Annotated in this window: 20 protein-coding genes and 1 pseudogene; 16 read left to right on the plus strand and 5 right to left on the minus strand. The window is 43.9% G+C overall.

Translation table 11 applies throughout. The annotated features are described in order from the left end of the window. Positions 1 to 23: 23 nt before the first annotated feature. Complete coding sequence (locus U5R06_04985; protein MDZ7722184.1) at positions 24 to 2,204, minus strand: DEAD/DEAH box helicase family protein; 2,181 nt, start codon at positions 2,202 to 2,204, stop codon at positions 24 to 26. A gap of 394 nt (positions 2,205 to 2,598) precedes the next feature. Between U5R06_04985 and U5R06_04990 the strand changes: the two genes are divergently transcribed. The 5 genes from U5R06_04990 (at position 2,599) to U5R06_05010 (ending at position 5,910) form a co-directional block, all read left to right on the plus strand. Next, positions 2,599 to 3,138: an RNA polymerase sigma factor gene (locus U5R06_04990; GenBank protein ID MDZ7722185.1), complete on the plus strand. Its 540-nt coding sequence runs from the start codon at positions 2,599 to 2,601 to the stop codon at positions 3,136 to 3,138. A gap of 51 nt (positions 3,139 to 3,189) precedes the next feature. Beyond that, positions 3,190 to 3,666 (plus strand): zf-HC2 domain-containing protein, encoded by a 477-nt coding sequence (locus tag U5R06_04995; GenBank protein ID MDZ7722186.1) that lies wholly within the window; start codon positions 3,190 to 3,192, stop codon positions 3,664 to 3,666. Then, positions 3,663 to 4,154, plus strand: a complete 492-nt coding sequence (locus U5R06_05000) for a periplasmic heavy metal sensor (protein MDZ7722187.1) — start codon at positions 3,663 to 3,665, stop codon at positions 4,152 to 4,154. Before U5R06_04995 ends, U5R06_05000 begins: the two co-directional genes overlap by 4 nt. A gap of 9 nt (positions 4,155 to 4,163) precedes the next feature. Further along, a complete protein-coding gene (locus tag U5R06_05005) occupies positions 4,164 to 4,736 on the plus strand; it encodes a TolC family protein (GenBank protein ID MDZ7722188.1) in 573 nt (190 codons plus the stop codon). Positions 4,737 to 4,860: 124 nt separating this feature from the next. Continuing rightward, positions 4,861 to 5,910 (plus strand): efflux RND transporter periplasmic adaptor subunit, encoded by a 1,050-nt coding sequence (locus U5R06_05010; protein ID MDZ7722189.1) that lies wholly within the window; start codon positions 4,861 to 4,863, stop codon positions 5,908 to 5,910. Here U5R06_05010 and U5R06_05015 read toward each other — a convergent pair. After that, positions 5,893 to 7,051: pseudogene (locus tag U5R06_05015) on the minus strand (IS4 family transposase). The gene U5R06_05010 and the pseudogene U5R06_05015 sit on opposite strands and share 18 nt — an antisense overlap. A 197-nt stretch (positions 7,052 to 7,248) precedes the next feature. On the opposite strand from U5R06_05015, the gene U5R06_05020 reads away from it, so the two are divergent. From U5R06_05020 to U5R06_05070, 11 genes are all read left to right on the plus strand, one after another. Continuing rightward, positions 7,249 to 7,998 (plus strand): ABC transporter ATP-binding protein, encoded by a 750-nt coding sequence (locus tag U5R06_05020; GenBank protein MDZ7722190.1) that lies wholly within the window; start codon positions 7,249 to 7,251, stop codon positions 7,996 to 7,998. Next, complete coding sequence (locus U5R06_05025) at positions 7,985 to 9,202, plus strand: ABC transporter permease (protein ID MDZ7722191.1); 1,218 nt, start codon at positions 7,985 to 7,987, stop codon at positions 9,200 to 9,202. The genes U5R06_05020 and U5R06_05025 overlap by 14 nt, the downstream gene beginning before the upstream one ends. Positions 9,203 to 9,426: 224 nt before the next feature. After that, positions 9,427 to 10,620 carry an ABC transporter permease gene (locus tag U5R06_05030; protein MDZ7722192.1) on the plus strand — a complete coding sequence of 398 codons (1,194 nt, stop codon included), beginning with the start codon at positions 9,427 to 9,429 and terminating at the stop codon, positions 10,618 to 10,620. 105 nt (positions 10,621 to 10,725) lie between these two features. Beyond that, positions 10,726 to 11,208: a permease gene (locus U5R06_05035; GenBank protein MDZ7722193.1), complete on the plus strand. Its 483-nt coding sequence runs from the start codon at positions 10,726 to 10,728 to the stop codon at positions 11,206 to 11,208. Beyond that, on the plus strand, positions 11,205 to 11,606 hold the full coding sequence (locus U5R06_05040; GenBank protein ID MDZ7722194.1) for a hypothetical protein: 402 nt from the start codon (positions 11,205 to 11,207) through the stop codon (positions 11,604 to 11,606). Before U5R06_05035 ends, U5R06_05040 begins: the two co-directional genes overlap by 4 nt. Beyond that, a complete protein-coding gene (locus tag U5R06_05045) occupies positions 11,600 to 11,749 on the plus strand; it encodes a hypothetical protein (protein ID MDZ7722195.1) in 150 nt (49 codons plus the stop codon). Before U5R06_05040 ends, U5R06_05045 begins: the two co-directional genes overlap by 7 nt. Beyond that, a complete protein-coding gene (locus U5R06_05050) occupies positions 11,746 to 12,057 on the plus strand; it encodes a hypothetical protein (GenBank protein ID MDZ7722196.1) in 312 nt (103 codons plus the stop codon). The genes U5R06_05045 and U5R06_05050 overlap by 4 nt, the downstream gene beginning before the upstream one ends. Before the next feature lie 190 nt (positions 12,058 to 12,247). Beyond that, positions 12,248 to 12,607 carry a DsrE family protein gene (locus tag U5R06_05055; GenBank protein MDZ7722197.1) on the plus strand — a complete coding sequence of 120 codons (360 nt, stop codon included), beginning with the start codon at positions 12,248 to 12,250 and terminating at the stop codon, positions 12,605 to 12,607. A 65-nt stretch (positions 12,608 to 12,672) separates the two neighbouring features. Continuing rightward, the gene (locus tag U5R06_05060; GenBank protein ID MDZ7722198.1) at positions 12,673 to 14,085 is read left to right on the plus strand and encodes a 4Fe-4S binding protein; all 1,413 of its coding nucleotides are present in this window, start codon (positions 12,673 to 12,675) and stop codon (positions 14,083 to 14,085) included. Positions 14,086 to 14,319: 234 nt separating this feature from the next. After that, positions 14,320 to 15,150: an ATP-binding cassette domain-containing protein gene (locus U5R06_05065; protein ID MDZ7722199.1), complete on the plus strand. Its 831-nt coding sequence runs from the start codon at positions 14,320 to 14,322 to the stop codon at positions 15,148 to 15,150. Between the two features lie 38 nt (positions 15,151 to 15,188). Continuing rightward, on the plus strand, positions 15,189 to 15,677 hold the full coding sequence (locus U5R06_05070) for an ABC transporter permease (protein MDZ7722200.1): 489 nt from the start codon (positions 15,189 to 15,191) through the stop codon (positions 15,675 to 15,677). A 64-nt stretch (positions 15,678 to 15,741) separates the two neighbouring features. On the opposite strand, the gene U5R06_05075 is transcribed toward U5R06_05070, so the two are convergent. From U5R06_05075 to U5R06_05085, 3 genes are all read right to left on the minus strand, one after another. Further along, the gene (locus tag U5R06_05075) at positions 15,742 to 17,721 is read right to left on the minus strand and encodes an aminotransferase class V-fold PLP-dependent enzyme (protein MDZ7722201.1); all 1,980 of its coding nucleotides are present in this window, start codon (positions 17,719 to 17,721) and stop codon (positions 15,742 to 15,744) included. Between the two features lie 884 nt (positions 17,722 to 18,605). Then, positions 18,606 to 19,043, minus strand: coding sequence for a HEPN domain-containing protein (locus U5R06_05080; GenBank protein ID MDZ7722202.1), 438 nt, complete (start codon positions 19,041 to 19,043; stop codon positions 18,606 to 18,608). Continuing rightward, positions 19,040 to 19,363 carry a nucleotidyltransferase domain-containing protein gene (locus tag U5R06_05085; protein ID MDZ7722203.1) on the minus strand — a complete coding sequence of 108 codons (324 nt, stop codon included), beginning with the start codon at positions 19,361 to 19,363 and terminating at the stop codon, positions 19,040 to 19,042. The genes U5R06_05080 and U5R06_05085 overlap by 4 nt, the downstream gene beginning before the upstream one ends. Positions 19,364 to 19,920 lie beyond the last annotated feature (557 nt).

Here is a 19,920-nt window from a genome sequence, read left to right on the forward strand (position 1 = left end):
GTGAGTTTGGTGGCTGGGACCTGTTATGAATCAAATGAGGTAAAATGAATGTTGCTTGGAGGATTGTTTAGCAATTTTTTATAGTATCTTTTACGTTGTTTGAACATGTTTTCAAAGTAATCAATCTTTGAATCACGATAATCAAAAATAACGGGTGGTTTTCCAGAGCGTTGAATTCTGCCAATATACTGGATGAGTTTACCCTCAAATGCAAAGGGATAAACAATAAAAAGACAATCAAGATTATTGATATCAATACCTTCTCCAAAAAATTGCCCTGTTGAGATTACTATTTTATAATGCCCTTGCTTTATCTGTTCTAGTTTGTTTTTTCTAGCGGTTTCCGAGTCACCGCCATGAATGGTTATCGTTTCATATTTTTCTTTCAAGTACAGGTTTAAAATATCTACATGAGCCTTTCGCTCCGTCAATATCAAAATGGTTTTGAAGCGTTCTGCGTTGTTATCAATATCTTTAATGATCAGAGAATTCCTATGTGTGTCATGTACAAGTATACGAGAAATTGTTTCATATTTATCAGTTTTATAATTGAAAGGAACAAATAGTTCCGTTTCTCTTATATTAAGTTCGGTTTGAATTTTATTCTTGGCGAGAAACTCGTATTGTTTTACATGATAAAGAATATCGCCAATAAAAACAAAAATCAATTTCTGATCATTGTGTTTTCTTTTGGGCGTTGCTGTCAACCCATACAAATAATAAGAATTGAAATGAACAATGGTTTCCCTAAAGGATTTGGCGGGTATGTGATGACATTCATCAATGATAATTGTCCCAAAAGCACTGGCCAACTTTGTATAATCTGTCATTCTTGACAGGGTTTGAATCATTGCAACCGTAATTGACTTTCCGATTTTATTTTTTTGATTGCCTATTTGCCCAATATCTTTTTTGGGGATTTTTAAAAAGTCTTGGATTCGTTCAATCCATTGGTCGAATAATTGTTTTCTATGGACAATAATCAAGGCCGGCTGTTGTTTTTCGGCGATGAGCGCTAATCCAATCACAGTTTTCCCGGAACCCGGCGGTGAAACAATAACACCAAAATCCTTTTCTCGTGTTTTTTCAAGTGCCAGCTCCTGATGACTTTCAAGTTCAATTTCCGAACCAAAATCAATGTAAATTTTTTTCTCTCGTTTGTCTATTATCTTTAATGGTATGTTCTCATCTTTGCAAAATTGGATTAATTCGGAAGAAAAACCCCGGGGAATCATTACTTTATTATCTGATTCCTGAATGAGTTTAAAAAATTTTTCTGTATTAAACGTGCTTTTTCCGAGCTTTCTTTTAATTAAAAAATCAGCGTTGTAAAAGTTTAATTCCTCTCTAAGGAATGTAATCAATTTATGATTTAACTCAGCTTTGTGAAGATATACCTGATTGCTGATAATTATTTCCAGTTTTTCAGACCCTTCTGTATTTGGGCTTATCATAAACATGCTGTGGTAGGGTTGTTTAAATAAACTATTATAGATATCTCTAAACTGTTGTTCGGGAATTTTTTTGATTGTTTTAAGAAATTCCCATTGATTCTCCAAGGGTTTGAATGTTTCTGGATTTAAAAAACATGAATTTCCGTGTTTTAACGATTTTCCTTGTAAGGGAAGAGCTATCAAATTGCCCATGCCTTTACCCGAATGGTAATTTTGATTGGGAAACACGCGGTCAAAACTGGGCTCTTTATCAAACTGGGAGATTATTTTAGATCTTTTCAGTATTTCAAAGATAATTTTACGACTGCTTTCAGCGGGAAATGACTTTTGAAAAAATATCCATAAATGTCCTCCATTCCCTGAACGGGATCGTTCTATATAGCATGGAATATTGTATGTGTTGCATGTGCGGTAAAGTTGAAGAATAGTTTTTTGCCAATTTTGATTGTCAAAATCCACGGCAATAAAAAATGATGTGTTATCTTGTAAAAGCGGGTAAATTCCACAACATTTTTCACCTGCAAGATGCGATGCAATAGCACTGTTGTCTACTGGTAAAAGTTTTTTGTTTTTATAATTTTTGAATGTTCCCCCTTTTGCCTTGTGGATTTTATACAATGACCAATCGACCTTATATGCGGGCATATACCCACTGTAGCCATTTTTTTCCCATCGAATAGCATATATATCTGTTCTTCCTTTGAACAATGACCGATAGAGTTGAATATTTTTTGGGGAAATGATCATCATGATTCATCTGAAACATACTTTAAAGATGTGAATAGGTTGCTATTTGAGGATTTTATTATTACCGAGCTGGTCGTTTCTTAGAAAAATAAATAACCTTTTGGGATTATAATAGATTGTTATTATTTTAATTAAGAAAAAATCAACTAAAATCAATCCACGCACCAGGTGATAATAATATGAAAAAAAAACCAATTCAAAGCAAGGATAAATCTCAAAAAACGAGGTCACGACGGACAAAAATGAGCGGGCGCGGCGGCCTGTTTTTTGTTCTGGGTTAAAATCGCTCTATTTAGAATAAAACAGCAATTCATGATAAAAATGTAATGATAATCGAGCAAGTTTTTGCTACATTTCGGGTCTTGTATACGGGTATTTATAAAATAAAAAAACGGAAATGAAAGCCAACAAACAAAAGACGTTCAAACAATTATTCAATGATCATCATGACTGGGTTTACAATGTTTGTTATCGCATGAGCGGCAGCCGGGCGGAAGCCGAAGATATTACCCAGGATGTGTTTGTTAAAATTTTTCATTCTATAGAAAAATTTCGCGGCGAGGCGAAATTATCTTCCTGGATTTATAGGATTACAGTGAATACGTGTTTAAAAAAACAACGCCGGAAAAAACTGGAAAACCTGATGTCTTTAGAGTTTATGTTTCAGGATAAAGGAAAAACACAACTGCCGTCGCCGGACCATACGCCGGACCAACAGGTTGAAATTTCTGAAAAAGAACAAATTGTTCAGCGCGCCATTCATCAACTTTCTGAGCGGCAAAAAACAGCGCTGATTCTGCAACGCTATGAAGAGTTGTCCTATGACGAAATTGCTGCAATTATGGACATCAGCTTGTCGGCGGTAGAATCGTTGCTGCGCCGGGCCAAAGAAAATCTGGCCAAAATACTGATTCACCAGAAAAAAGACCTGCTCTAAGCGCAAGTTTTTTACATGACATGGGTCTAATAAACAGAAACAGGACTTGATATGAACCATAAAACGATCAAAAAAAAGCTGCTGCGGTATCTGGATGACGAATTGCCACAAAGGCAACGCAACGAAATCGCTGAACATTTGCAAAACTGCCGCGCCTGCCGGGAAAAGTTAAAATATTTTGAAACCCTGTGGCAGCCTGACCATCCCGTCGAACCTGTCCTCGCGCCGCCGTTTCTGTGGACGCGCCTTTCTATCCGGTTGGAAGAGGAAAACAGGCGCAGCTTTATCAGCAAAGCTAAAAATACCTTGCCGGCCCTGTTGCGTCCCGTGTTGACAGCGGTGGCGCTGCTGTTTACGGTTTGGGCAGGAATTCAGTTGGGAACTTTTATGACCTTGTCGACCCCGGACTTGTCCGACGTTGCACAACAAACAGCGGATTCTTTTGGTTTGAATTATTTTGAGGTTTTGCCGCCGGGTTCTCCGGACATACGGATATTGGCATTAACCGAAAGCGAGACACGGGAATGAATAAAAAAATTTTAATACTGATCATCATTGTTACCCTGATCAATCTGAGCGCGCTGGGCACAATGATCTATCAACAATGGATCAATCCAAGTCCCTGCGCCGGCGTGCGTGAATTTCGCTTTGAACAAGTCAAACGTGAACTCGATTTAACCGCGACACAAATCGAAAGCTTTGAGGAAATCCGCCGCGCCTTTCACTCCAAAATGGATTCTTTGAATCAGGTGTTGGAAGGGCTCAATAATCAATTGCTGCAGGAAATCTGGCAGCCGCACCCACAGGATGGTCGTATCGACACCTTGCTGAATCAGATCAGCCAGCTGCAAATGGAATCTCAATATCTGGTCATCTGGCATTTTTACCAATTCAAAAAAGTATTAACGCCGGACCAATGGGATAAATTTTACAGCATTGTTTCTGAACGGTTTCCCAATATGAGAAGAGTCGCAGGATCAAGGCGCGCGGCATCTGCCAAAGAGGATCGGGAATGAACATGAAATATGCTAAATTATTTGCAAATAGCTTTTCAAAACCGGCCAGAGCTGGACCGCATTAAAAGGCAAATCAACGCTCAACATGCAAATATAAATATTGCCCGCAGTGAGTATTTGCCGACTCTTTCTCTGGACGGCAGTTATAATTATGCCGGAGATACAATGTCGGAGATGAATTCATCTTCTTATATTGGCATGAGTTTAAGCCTGCCGCTGTTCAGCGGTTTTGTCCGGCCGGCGCAAGTAAAGCAGGAAAATTTGACGATGCAGAACCTGATCCGGCAGCAGGAGAGTATTCGTCAACAAATAAGTCTGGACGTTTGGAACGCGCATCTGCAGCGTAAGGAAGCAGCCGAACGGGTACTTTTCTCTCGTATTTTTTATGAAAACGCACTGGAGAGCCGCGATATCGCTGAAGGCGAATACCGTGAAGGCCTGGGTTCCATGCTAAATGTGATCGATGCTCAGACTGTCTTTGTGAATGCCGAACAGACATTAATTGAAGCCCTTGCGGATTATCAGATTGCTCTTGCTGAACTGGATCGTGCAACCGGCGTTATTCATCAGCAAAACAATTGATTTGCAGGATGATTTTAATAGTTTGAAATTAAAAAAATTATCATTCTCTGACGAATTGTAAATATGTTGGATAAAATGATATTGCCACCAGGTATTTTTGCCGTAATGAAGGGACATGTATAAAATGAAAAAAATATATATCGGAGCTGGCGTTGTCATTGTTTTGATCGCGGTTATTTTGCTGGGCAATTCTCTGCTGCAAAAAAACAATGATTCCGACAGCGCTTTTAAAACCGCCGTGGTCACACGTCGCGATATTGGCTCCAGTGTGCTGGCGACCGGTATTATCAAACCCATGGTCGGCGCGGAGGTGAGGGTGGGTTCGCGGGTATCGGGTCTGGTTAAAAATATTTACGCCAATGTGGGCGATGTTGTCAAAAAAGGGCAGATTATTGCCGAACTGGAACCATCGGAATTGCAGGCCAAATATAATCAGGCGCATGCAAACTGGCAGAATGCCGGTGCCAATTTCGAATATGCCCAACTGGACCTGAGGCGGCAAAAGTCATTGTTTGAACAAAATTATATCTCTCAAAACCAGCTGGACGTTGCGGAAAAATCCTTTGCCGTGAACAAGGCGCAGTTGGAACAGGCGCGGGCTAATCTGGAATTTGCCCAGGTTCAACTGGACTATAGCAAAATAACCGCGCCGATTGCCGGGATTGTGGCATCGGTATCGACTCAGGAAGGCGAGACCGTGGCCGCCAGTTTTGCCGCGCCGACGTTTGTGACAATTATTGATCTGAACCGTCTGGAGGTGCAGGCTTTTGTGGATGAAACTGATATTGGCCGAATTCAGGAAGAACAAACCGCCGGTTTTACAGTGGATACTTACCCCGACACTGAATTCGATGGAAGGGTAACCGCTATTTATCCCAAAGCGGTGATTCAGGATAATGTGGTGAATTATATTGTCACCTTGAAAATTACAGATCATAAAAACAAAAAGCTGCGCCCCGAAATGACCGCCAATGTGACGATTCGGCTGGAAACACGCAACAATGTACTGACCATTCCGCTTGCTGCTATTTATCGAGAACGTGGAGAACGCTTTGTCACTGTACTGCAAGGCGATCAGCGTGAACCGCGAAACGTAAAGACCGGCTGGACCAGCGATGGTTTGATCGAAATTACAGACGGACTCAGTAACGTCCGGTTAGGTTTTTGCACGTAAGTAATTTCGTCGATTTTTTCGATGAGATTTTCTACGATTTTTCTTGTCGGAATCTCGCACTTCATTTTGAATTTGAATACGGAGTTCTCGCACTCTTTCGATGTTAACTTTTTCGTTATAATTTTCATGACAATAGATTGCCAGTAGCAAATATGTAATGAGGCCGCCGAGAATTTGAACCATAAGTCCGTACTGACTTCGAGCTATGAGATGATAGACTTTGAGATGGCGTTTCCACCAAGCGAAGAAATTTTCAATTTCCCAACGAAGTTTGTATGCCTGAGCAACATCTTCTGCAGAGAGGTCATAACGATTTGTCGCGATCCAGTATTTTACATTGCCGATTTTATAACCGACAAGTCGTATCGACTTTTTTGTTTGATTGGTGCCCGGCGTCCCCAATAAAACTATAGCATCATAAAAAACAATGCTTTCTGGTTTTATGTCATGTGCATAAAGACATTTTTTTCGTCGATGCTTTGATGCGGCAGAAAAATTGACGACCGTCCTCCTGCCATTGGTCAAAGCGTTTATGGCATTGATAGCCCCGATCAAGAACGCCGGACTGGTCAGAAGAGAGTATTTGATCGACAAATGGTCGTTCACCGGCTAAACCGCCTGTGAGATATAGTTTTGTTGGAATGGACCGATTAATATCAAAACCGAGATGAACTTTTGCCTTTTTAGAGCCGTTTCTATAATCAGCCCAAGTCATTGAAAGAACAGCATCAATCAAAGAACCGTCGATGGCAACAAGCTCCCCCAAATGTTCAAATTGCTTTGGGATAGTGGTCGCAGCTTTGGCTTGAAGTTCATTAAAAACAACAGCTAGTTGTTCGAGGCCGCGATTGTTGATAGCCTCAAAAAAGCTACTTTTTTTGATTCCTTCTTTCGGGGCAATATGCTCCCGAGCAAATGTATCTTCTTGAAGAACCTGGACAAGATGAGTCCCTGATTCATGCTCTTCAAGATGATAAAACACGAGGGCATTGAGTTGATCTTCAAATGTCATTTGCAGAGGTCGATCTCCTCGTGAAACTAATGGTGGTACCTTGGACAAGATAGCCTTGATCGGTTCCATTAGTCTTTTGAATGTTTTAGATTTTTGTCGAGGCTTAAACTTTTTGAATTTACGTCGCATTTCCATAACACCTTATATTTATTAATGTTATGAAAATCGACTTCAAAATTTTTGACGTAATGTCAAGTGTTTTTTTGTGTTATGTCATATTTTTTTGTATAATCTGAGCGTTGCAATTACCTAACCGGACGTTACTGAGACGGACTGAAAGAAGGCGAGAAAATTGTTATTTCTGAGTAAATAAAAGGAAACTGATGATGAATAAAACCATTATTCAAGCGCGACAGGTATCCAGGATTTACGGCAAGAGCGGCGCGCAAGTGGCGGCTGTTAACGATGTTTCGCTGGATATCCGTCAGGGTGAATTTGTCGCGCTCATGGGCGCGTCCGGATCCGGTAAATCGACTTTGATGAATTTATTAGGCTGCCTTGATAAACCCACTACCGGCGCGATACAGCTTGACGGCAGCGATGTCGGGGCATTGAACGATGAGCAATTGGCGGGAATCCGCAACCAAAAAATCGGTTTTGTTTTTCAGGCATTTAATTTATTGCCCCGCACCAATGCGCTGGAAAACGTGGAACTCCCGTTGATTTATTCGGATAAACAGAATATTACCCAACTGGCCAAAGCGGCGCTGACCGCCGTCGGTTTGGCTGACCGCATTGACCATCATCCGGGCGAACTTTCCGGCGGACAGCAGCAACGGGTTGCGATAGCCCGGGCGCTGGTCAATGATCCGGAAATTATTTTTGCTGATGAACCCACAGGCAACCTGGATACCCGTTCCGGTTTGGAGATTATTGCATTATTTACCGAGCTTAACAATTCCGGACGCACGATTGTGCTGGTGACCCATGAACCGGATATTGCCGCGCATGCCGGACGCATTATTCAAATCGCTGACGGTAGAATCGTTGCAGAAAAAGAAAATAAAAATCCGGTCAATGCGAAACATGAATTGGAAAAAATTTCTGCAACGGAGGCCAAAGATGAAAACCAATAGACTTTTTAAAATTGCTTATATCGGACTGGGACGAAACAAACTGCGCACCTTTTTGATGATGATCGGCATTGTCATTGGCATAACCGCACTGACGCTCATTGTTTCGGCCGGGTTGGGCGCGCAAAAACGGGTGATGGACCGCGTGAAAAAGTTTGGTCTGCACAGCATGATGGTGTTTGCCGGCGGTGGCAGAGAGAGGGGGCAACCCGTTGGCGAAGGACCAACCACCACGTTGACCCTGCGGGACGCTAAAGCGATTAAACGCGAAGTGAACGGCATTGCGGAGGTGGCGCCCTTTAGCCGCAAGGGTAATGCCGAAATCAAATATTTGGATCAATCGACAACCGCTGCTGTTTTCGGCATTACACCGTCCTGGGCGTATGTGTGGGACTGGGATGTACAGTCGGGCGACTTTATTTCACAAACGGATATGGATCATTTGAATCGTGTCTGCCTGGTAGGGCCCACGGTGCAGAAAGAACTGTTTGGCGATACAAATCCCGTCGGACAGCACCTTCGCATCGGTAATGTGCAGTTCGAGGTCAAAGGCGTGATGCAGCCCAAAGGCACAAGTCCCGGTGGCGGTGATATGGACAACCGGATCAATATTCCACTCACGACCTTTATGCGCCGGGTGGCGAATGTGGACTATACCTTTGGGATAAAAATTCTCTTGACCTCCGCCGGTGAAATGGATCAGGCTGCCGAAAATATTACCGCCATGTTGCGTGAGCGGCATGTTATTTCACCGGGCATGCCGGATGATTTCCGAATCGTAACCCCGGACGAGGTGACGGAATTTGCCGGAAAAGTGGCGGGGACTTTAAATATTTTTCTGGCTTTGGTTGCCGGTATCGCACTCATCTCCGGAGGCGTTGTCGTTGCCAATATCATGCTGATTTCCGTGAATGAACGGAAAAAAGAAATAGGTTTACGCCGGGCTGTGGGCGCGCGCCGCAAGGATATCAAATTGCAATTTTTGGTCGAAGCCGCAGTCGTTACATCAGCCGGCGGCGTCCTGGGCATCATTCTGGGTGGAATCGGCGCCCGGATTTTACAAATCATCACCGGTATGCCGGTCCTGTTGTCCTGGGAAGCGATTGTACTTGGCGTTGTTTGCTCCGGTTTGGTAGGAATTATCGCCGGTATGCAGCCGGCCAGCCGCGCCTCCCGATTGCAGCCGGTAGAATCGTTACGTTCATGAGATTGCCCACGAAAGACACTACCAAAAGGAAAAATTATGGCTGAATTGATTTATCCTGATGAAAGTTATGCTATTATATCGACAATTAAATAGCCCGCGAAACACGCAGAATATATGAAAAAAAAATTGATTGTGAAAAAAATGGATAACTTGGTTAGATTTCTAACAAAAAATATTTGTTTAATTTTTGTTGTTTTTTCGTGTTTTTCGCGGGCAGCAAAACTATGAAAATAGCGCGCAGTGTAAAAATATCACGCAAACAGCTTTTGGCGCATAAAATGCGCACCGCCCTGGCGCTGACCGGCATTATCATCGGTGTCTCCGCGGTGATTGTCATGGTCGCTATCGGCAAGGGGGCGCAAAATGAAGTTTTGGGCAAAATCGAGGCCATGGGCACCAACCTGATCATCGTCAATGCCGGACAGGTGCGGAAATCGCCCGGGCGTATGCAGATTCGTGGCACTGTGACCACATTGCGACTTGAAGACGCCGAGGCGCTGCAACAGGCTTTGATCATTGAACGCGCCGCGCCAGTGCAAAGCAAAAAAATGCAGGTCAAGTTCGGCCATTTAAGCACGAATACCACCATTGTGGGAACCAGTGTTGAATTTCCCGAGGTGCGCAATTTTCGCCTTGAAAAAGGCTTTTTTTTCAGTGAAAAAGAAAACCGCGCCTCGCGGCGGGTCGCGGTTTTGGGACAAACCATTGTTGACAATCTGTTCGACGGCGCCAACCCGGTCGGCGAAACGATCCGTATTGGCAGAGTTCCATTTTTGGTTATCGGCGTCATGGAAGCCAAAGGCGTTGATCTGAACGGCGTTGACCAGGATGACCAGATATTTATTCCCATTCAAACAGCCCTGCGCCGGGTGTTTAATCAGGATTATATTGCTTCAATCAATATTCAGGTGGTGAGTCAGGATAAAATGGCCGCAGCGCAACAGCAAATCAGACAAGCGCTGCGTGAACGACATCGTCTTGACAAAAGCGACAAGCCGGATGACTTTACCATTCAGAACCAGACCGAATTGCTGGAGACGCAACGCGAGACTACGGGCGCTTTTACCGCCCTGATTACCAGCATTGCCGGCATTTCGCTGCTGGTGGGCGGCATCGGCATTCTGGCTATCATGCTGATTGCCATCCGCGAGCGAACCCATGAAATTGGACTGCGTATGGCGGTGGGCGCCACTCGTAAGGATATTTCTGTTCAATTTGTTTTAGAAGCTGCTATGTTGAGTATAGGAGGCGGGGTGATGGGACTATTGATCGGTATCATTGTATCTGTAATCATTGCGGCTGCAACGGAATGGGCGCTCAGCTCTTTCACTGCCTTCCATGATGTATTCGTTTGTCTTTTCGCTGATCATCGGTTTGTTTTTTGGCGTTTACCCGGCGCGCAAAGCCGCCGGACTTGATCCTGTCATTGCATTACAGGATGAATGAGCAGGAACCATCATGTATATTTTGTTATAAAAACCGGAAGATATTTTATAGCGTTCAAATACTTTCAGGAGTAATTTATGAGGTCTACAACGATCATTATCAATGTTTTGGCGTTAATCCTATTAATCATTGCGTTTGTCAAAGATCAAAGCCGCGCCTGGAAAGCTCTGCGCATCGCCGGGCGTTCGTTTCTGAGGATTCTGCCGACTATTTTAACGGTTGTGGTGCTGATGGGGCTCATTGTGGGGCTCATCACTCCTGATAAACTGGCTCACTGGCTGGGCGGAAAATCCGGTGTGACCGGCGTGGTGTTAACCGGTATGGCGGGAGCCGTGCTGCACATTCCATCCCTGATCGCGTTTCCCATGGCCGGCTCCCTGTTGCGCAGCGGCGCTTCTGTAACGATTATTGCCACCTTTGTGGCGACGCTGACCATGATCGGGATTGTGACTTTTCCCATAGAAGCCAAAGAGTTGGGCAAACGCTTCGCGCTATTGCGGAATGGTCTCAGCTTTATTTTTGCGCTGGCGCTCGGTATGTTGATGGGGGTGATTTTATGAGTGTACAATCCAAACGTCCATGGAAGGAATGGATTGTTCTGATCCTGTTGCTGATCATCACGGCGATTGTTGCAATCCTCTTTCCGGCACATCAGTCCTCGATACTGAAAGAATCCTGGTCATTAGGCAGAGAGATGCTGATGATTTTGCCGGCCGTGCTCATATTGATGGGATTGTTCTCGGTGTGGATTTCACGCGAGATGGTGGTCAGGCATTTGGGACAAACATCCGGTATTCGCGGCGTGGCTCTGGCGCTGCTGTTTGGCGCTACACCGACCGGCCCGCTTTACGTCGCCTTTCCGATCGCAGCCGCGCTGCGCCACAAGGGCGCGCGGCTGTCAAATATCGTTATTTTCTCACAGCCTGGGCCTGTATTAAACTGCCCCAGGAGATGGTAGAGTTGGAATTTCTGGGCGTACGGTTTATGATAACCCGGCTCATTCTGACCAGTACGTTTGCTATCCTGACCGGCCTGATCATCGAAAAGATACTTGACCGGCAAACCACAACGACGCATACTATGAAAGGAGATGACCTGTGAAAGTTTTTAATTTGAAAACCATGCCATTTTTCCCCTATGAGCAACGGGACAAAAATGTGTTCCATCGCTCTCCGGAATTCAAAGCCCGGATCATTGAATTGCCGCCAGGCGGTTCCCTGCCGGATTGCGACATGGACTCTTTTGTCGTCTTTACTGTGATCCAGGGAACGGCGACAGTGAATGTTAATGGAAAAGAAAGCCGTCTTCATGCTGGGGAGTGTCTGATCACTGAACCGGCCAGATTATCGATGAAGACGCAAGACGGGGTTAGAATCATGGGATTGCAAATCATTAAAAAACAGGAATAAAACAGGTAAAAGACATTGTTGAAAGGAAAACATACCATATCATTTAATAAGAAAATTCACATCGCACTCAAATAAATTAGTCAGAGAGATAAAAAGAACTGGAAAAAAATGTAGCAATGCAATTGTTTCAAAGAACAATTTGAGCAATGCATTGCTTTTTTAACGAATTTTGGATTTTATCGAAGGTAGCATGCAAAAAATACTCATCATTATTAACGATGCTCCCTATGGGACGGAAAAGGCCTACAATGCACTGCGCATGGCCATGACTCTGCAAAAAGAACACGGCGACGCGGTTGAAATTCTAATATTTCTTCTGGCTGACGCGGTGACTTGCGCTCTTCCCAATCAAACCACACCGGATGGATACTATAATATTGAGCGTATGCTAAAATCTGTGATTCGGCAGGGCGGAAAGGTTAAAAGCTGCGGTGGTTGTTCGCAGGCGCGAGGTATTCATGAACTGGAATGCGTTCAAGGCGTTCAGTTGAGCAATATGAAAGAGTTTGCGCAATGGACTGTGGAAGCGGATAAAGTGTTGACATTTTGATGTTGTTTTTTAAACCTTGAAATATTTAAAACTGATATGAATTTTCAAAAGAAACGGAAACAGTAATGCTGAACGTTGTCAATCGATTGTTAAAGCGAATCTGGTTTCCCGTTGGAGCGCAGATATTCACCTTTATTATTTTTATCCTTTTAATTATCATCGGATTAAAAGCCAATACGGATGATATGGCGTTTGCCAAAATTCTAAGGAACACCAATGCGGCCAATCTAATTGTGTGGTCTTATTGGTGGCCGTTGATTATTATATCAGCAGTTTTTCTTGGCAGGGTTTGGTGTATGATATGCCCGATGGAGCTGGTGACAACGCTGTGCGCCAAAATGGGTTTGCGTCGAAAACCGCCGGCGTTTTTACATTCCGGCTGGGTAATTACCCTCTTTTACGTGCTCATCTTGTTCGTTGGCATCCATACACTGGCTATTCACCGCGTGCCGTACCGGATGGCGGTGTTTATGATATTGCTTTTGATCACCTCGGCAGGGTCCGGGCTGTTGTTCAGACGCAATACATTTTGCGCGCATATTTGTCCGGTGGGACATCTTTTGGGGCTTTATGCGCGTCTTGCGCCTCTGGGGTGGGGTGTGCGTCATCAGGAGATTTGCAACGACTGCAAGGACAAGTCCTGTATTTCTTCAAAAACCGCTTATCATTTCCAGGGGCGCAGTTGCGGTGTCGGGTTGTATCCTGTTCACCTTGATCAGAACACGGACTGTCTGTTATGCGGACAATGTCTGAAAGCGTGTGACCACAACAATCCCGGTATTGAACAAAGACCGAATCCAGGTTGGTTCCGGCGGCAGTGGTTCAAAGATGTATTGACACTGTTACCGTTCACCGCGGCGCAGGCTGTGTTTGCACTGGTGGTTTCAGGATTTGTTATTTACGAGGTGTTCACCGAATGGTCGGTGACGTCTGGCCTTTTATTGTGGTTACCGGAAACCGTCAGCCAGACTGTAAATGCAGACGGCATTTGGGGAATCGGTCTGATAAAATCCATTACACTGTTTGCAGCGCTGCCAACGTTCATTTGGCTTTTGCCCTTTGGGCTTTTCCGCCTTTTCGGGGGACACCTTGGCCTCAGCGATTATTTTTTGAAATTTGGTATCGCCTTTATTCCGATTATGGGTGCTGCACATGTGGTCAAGGCGCTGCTCAAAATGACATCGCGTTTGCCATATTGGGCGCATACGATTTCTGATCCTGTCGGAATAAAGTCGGCAAACGACATTTTACAAAATAGCAGTCAACTTTCGGTTCTGCCTGTATGGCGTGATCCGACGATAATGATTCTTTCGCTGCTTTTAATGGTAACCGCCATTGCACTGAGTTTTGTAATTGTGCGCCAACTGATCGCTGCACATGTTGCGCAATTCAATTGGAAAGCCTTGGTTTTTTATTTGATTCCGTTTATTTACGGCGGCGGATTTTTAATAATGCTGATCGGCTGGAGTTTGTTTTAAAATCATCGTGGGACAATGTTTGCGCCTGTTATCCGTTTTATTTATCCTACTAAAGATATTGATAACAACAAGAGTATTCACAGCTTGTGCAAACACCTGTTTTGGAAGCGCGTCAATTGACCAAATATTTTGACGGATTTACGGCGTTACGCAATCTGAATTTTTCTGTGATCAGAAATGAAATTTTAGGGCTTTGGGGGACCAAATGGCGCAGACAAGATCACGACCATCAATATGCTGACCAGCCTGGCTCGTCCCACGTCCGGCAACATTTTTTTCAATGGTATTGATTATACCGCACATATCAAAAAAGCGCAGGACCTGATCGGTATTGTCCCGGACGAAAGCAACTTGTACGATGAACTGGACGGATTTAATAACCTGTGTTTTTGCGCCTCGCTGTACGGGATCGGCAAGGCCGAACGAGAGCGCCGGGCGAAAAAACTACTGAACCAATTCAATTTAACGAATGCCGGTGAAAAGCTTTACAAGTCTTATTCCAAAGGCATGAAGCGAAAACTTACCATAACAGCAGGCATCATTCACAAACCGAGCGTTTTGTTTCTGGACGAGCCGACTACCGGTATCGACGTTGCCAGCGCCCGGCAAATCCGTTCCCTGATTAAAAATCTGAATTGTACCGGCACCACGATTTTCATGACCACCCATTATATTGAAGAAGCCGAATGGCTGTGCAACCGGATTGCTTTTATTGTGAACGGTCAGATCATCAAAATCGGGACGATCCATGAATTGATGCAAGACATGCAAAAAGAACGGATTATTCAGTTTTCATTCGACAGTGCGACGCAACCTAACCGGTTCGCACAGGATTTTTGCCGGCAGTTCAGTCAATGTCAGTTGACACAAATTCAAGATTCTGTGTTTCAGGTGCGATCGGAAACCGTGCTGGATTTAATACCGTTCATGACGTTCTTCAATGCCCGGGGCATCAAGGTGATGGAAACCAAAATTATCAAACCACCGCTGGAAGAGGTGTTTGTGAAAATTACCGGCATTGAACGAGATATGATGAAAAAAGAAAAGGAAGGCAAAATAAAATAAAGACTGGCGTCGCCTTTTGGAATATCCTGAAAAAAGATATGCGCAACTATTACCTGAAACCGCCCAATATCAGTTGGGGCATCATTTTTCCTTTTGCCTGGATGCTGATGTTTTTTCTCAAATCACAAACACCGGTGTTTATCGCCCTGTTCTTTGTCAATATTTCCAATATTCATTGGCTCACTGTCATGACAAGCGTCGTTTTAATCGCCGTGACCTCCTCGTTTCTGGGATTATTCATTGCCGTATCGGTCAGTGAAGTTTTTGAAGCGCAGACCTTTTCCAGCTTTTTTCGGTTTCCTATGGTTTTCCTGTGCGGCTTGTTCATCTCCATCAGTCAGTTGCCGGTTTTTCTACGTCCTCTTTCCTATCTTTTTCCATTAACCTATGGGTCTGATCTTTTGAAAACAGCCATTAATGAAAACGGTCATATTGCCGTAAGCCAGAGTGTGTTGGTGTTGCTTGCATTTTCCATTGTTATGTTTTTAATCAGCAAACGCAACATCTGGCATCGATGGATATATTAGTAGAGAAACGTAAAAAATCAAATGGAAATTTTTAAAATATAGGAAAATTCCTTATTTTAAAAATCTATTGTTCCTTTTTACATCCCCGGAAAAATATACTCTCTACCGATTCCTGCACATACCGGTCTATTTGCTTCTGCACTTTAGATATTATAGATTTGGGCATCGCATTGCGTTTTATCGAGTCATCGGTCATCTCTTTGAGCCCCTGAATCAACGCATCCACATCTCGATGCGTGTTCTCCAGCCCCAAACTCACGCGCACCACGCCGGGCAGCCGCAATTTGGGAAACAGGAGCTGTATGACGCGCTGGAGACCTTCAAAAAACGGCGGCACACCCACCATATGTTTGACCAGAATATGCGCGCAGTGACAGCCGTAGCGCACACCGATTCCGCCCCTGATGGCCAGTTGTTTGGCCGCCTGATTGGGGATTTTGCCCTTGACGTCGAATACGATCACGCCGATTTTATGCGCAAATTCGGGAGAATCCGGGTTCGTGATGCCGTAAAGCTTAATGCCGGCGAGCTTTGACAATTCCCGATAGGCGTACCGGGTCAGAGAACGCTCCTCCTCCTGAATCACAGGCATGCCGATGCGCTGCAGCAGATTCAATGCTTTGCCGAGCGCGGCAATGCCGCCGATATTTTCCTCGCCGGAGGCTTTTATCAACTCGAATTGTTCAGAACTGAATTTCAACAGTCCCTTTTGCACCGCCAGCACACCGCAGCCGAACGGCGCGTACACTTTGTGCGCGGAAAACACCAGATAGTCGATGTTGACAGCGGACATGTTGATTTGCCGGTGCGCGGTCAGCTGTGCGGCGTCCACCAGAAGCTGTGCACCGTATTGATGCACAATGCGGCTGATTTCAGCAAGGTCATTGCAAGTCCCGAGCACATTCGATGCGCCGTTGACCGCCACCAGTCTGATGCGTTTGCAGCCGTGCACGCCGTCCCGGTTATAGGCCTTTAACAGATTCTCCAACTCTCCCAGATCCATGAATCCGGTTTTGTCAACGGAAAGGCGCAGCAGCGTGTGTCCCGGTAGCGCACGCCATGGCAATTCATTGGACGAGTGTTCGAGCAGGGTGTTGACAATGACCGGCTCACTCTCGTTAGTTTTGTCCGGAGTGAGGTTTTCTGCAACTGTATTGACGGCTTCAGTGGTATTGGATGTAAAGATGATGTCATATTCCGCTGGCGGCGCATTCAGGAACCCGGCGCAGATGGATTTGACCTCCTGAATGATCTTTTGTTGTATATCGGGCGGCTGCCGCCAGAACCGGCAAAACGCATCCCATATCGGTTCGAATGTCGGGGTGCTGGCGCTGTTGTCCAGATTGATAAAGGGCTGGTCGCCGTTCAGCGTTGGAACCCGGCTGTCCCGGCCGATGAGCGTGTCTCCGAGTTTGCGCAGCAGTTCACGTTGCGTATATCCCGCCAGTTCATCCCGGTACAGAATTTCTTTGACATCTGCCGACCTGTTCTCTGATCTCTGGAACGCATCATTCCCGAATTGTCGCTTTAAAAGCAGGGCTTTGGCAAAGGCAATCACATTGATGATGGCCGGGGTGCCGGCTTCGTATTTATCCGGTGCCTCCGCCCAGATCACCCAGTCGCGCGACATCAGCTTGGCGGTGCCGCCGCCGCTCTCCACCGGCGGGCCTTTGGGAAGCGCGGATTTGCGTACTGCCAGAGCCCGTACACCCAGGGATAATCCGTGATCGCGGCTGGACAGAGTATGCTGTACCGCTGCCCCCAGTTGTTTCTTGAGCAGAACGGCGCGCCGCGGACTGGAAAAGATCACGGTGTACTGACGCTTGTCCAGACCGAGTTCGTTCAGGATGACCTCGCGCGCCTGTTCATACAGATGCGTGGTCAACATGGAATGCTGTCCGCTACCGCGATGCACATTGGAATAGGTCTGCAGTGCAGTGTATATGCTTTGCTCAAGTTGTAAAAGAGCGGGCGACAGGGATTCCGATCGTAATTGGTCTGCTGTGTTCTGATGCGTTGAAGATTCAGGTACGAATTTGTCCATGCGAAAATCCTGGTGTTTGATATTGTGAAGGATTTATAGAAAATCTGATTAATAGTGTATGCAGCATTTACCCGGAATGTACAAATAAGAATGATATTCAACAATTAAAACGCAGGTTGCATGGGTTTGTTACAATTTAATATTCAAGTTGTAAATGCGCTTCGTCATACGGGACAAGGAGGCGACGGGACGGTTTTTCTGTCAATCAGGTCTATGTGATATCAATCGAATCCTTTTTCGTAACAAAGTTTTTTACCACGACTCATGAAGGTAACAGAATGCAGCAGGGCAGTACCCAGGTGGACTTTATAATCCATCGGTTAAATGGGTTTCATATCCAAGTTCCTCCTGATCGACATCTATTTCATGGCCTAGATTTATTTTTTTGGTGTAAAGTGGTTTGGTGAAAAGAAAGATTGGTTTTGATATTTAATCAGTTTTTAGAGAGAAACTCTTCGAGTCAGGGATATTGAGGTAAATTTAAACCTTGGATTTTGCACCATTTGTTCTTGCATTCGGTTTCTCTGCGGTCGCGAACCCAGCGAACGCTGTCTTCAAATTACTCGCAATCCTGCCATATACCCACAAAATCTTTATTTGACAGGTCTGATTTATCAGATTGAAGCGTCTTTGATTTTTTATAACGTTCCTGCAAAAAATCAATAAAATCAGCGACTTTTTGCCTGGCGTTTTCAGGTAAAGAATTGAATATAATATTTTTTCATTGACGTGTAAAAAGTCTTTATGCGGATTAAAATACTATCCGTGTCTGAACAATTTATCCTTTGCAAATGATTGTTTTCGATTTTAAAGAGGGGGCGGAAGACAGGCAATCGAGCGGCCGGCCTGCGTTATTCAGCAGGACGATTAAGAGTAATCTTTGGTTATTTATTTTCTCTAATTGAGGGCAATTTTATCTCCCCAGTGACAAGTTGAGACAGTTTTTTCTCTATTTCTGAAATGAATTTGATCGCATTCTTGATTTGGGATTCCGATTCCTCACTGCTTGGATTATAAAAATCCTCATAATCGTTTTCCTGTCTCGTGTCAAAGGCTTTATGAGCAATTTTGCTGAATTCTTTGTCAAATATTTTGGTTTTAACAAAGTAACGGTCAAAATATGACAAGATGCCACTGTGCTTGGAACTGTCTAATTCAACCAGGGCCAATAGACCTCTGACGGCGTTGAATATGGCATAATATGATCTGTTGATGCTGCCATCATACTTTTTGTTTTTATGGAGCAATTTAGCCTGGGAAAACAAATCTTTGGCTTTATCAATCCTGTAACTTGCCAAATCAATGTTGGGCTGGTTGATCATAATTCTTTCCCATACTTTTGAATTTCTTTATAAAAGTATGTATTGTATTTTTTGTTTTTATCCCATGTTTCATGATCCTTGAGTATCGGCGAGATGATTACACCTTGATTCAACGAATAATCTGAGGACAAGCTGCTGATTTTATCACGAATCTCCGGATTGAGTGATTTGACGATGATAAGAATATCAATATCTGAATGTGATGTATATGTGTTTTTTGAGTAAGAACCAAACAAGTATTCGGCAAGCAGGTTGTCCTTTAAAATGGCCTGTGTGTCTTTTTTAAAATGTCTTATGATATGTTGTATTTGTTTTGTCATTTTATGTGCTCAATAAAATAGTTGTAAGGCATTAAATAACATTCCAGTCATATTTGCCAAACAAGTAGTAAATCCAGATAATTTTTGTATCTATCAAAAAATCCATTTTGATTGATTGGCAGTCAATTTACCTATAAAATATAGTCAGCTTGATTTTTTTTCTGATCCAGTCCTTTTGCTCGTTCAATTAGGGATAATAATTCTTTGAGTATCATTTTATATGAATATCCCATATAGATGTCCCCGCTAATAAATAAAAATTATTCAGATTATTTTTATGTGGTTGAGATATTGCACTTCTAATTTAGCATTTTTTATTTGATATGCAAACAATATTGAATGAATTGTGCTAATTTTGTTTAATCAATTAGGAAAAACTATGTAAAGTTTGGCTGAATCGATGAGGAAAATAACTCCAGAAATAATTTGGAAATTACATCGATTCTTGTTTATCCTGCGATCATTCCTATCTGTCCGGAATGCAGCAACCGAATCAACTGTTTAACCAGTCAAAACACTGTTTATCAATCCCAATACTTTTTCATGTCGAGGATCAC

This window comes from candidate division KSB1 bacterium, assembly GCA_034521575.1.
Taxonomy (GTDB): domain Bacteria; phylum Zhuqueibacterota; class Zhuqueibacteria; order Residuimicrobiales; family Krinioviventaceae; genus JAXHMJ01.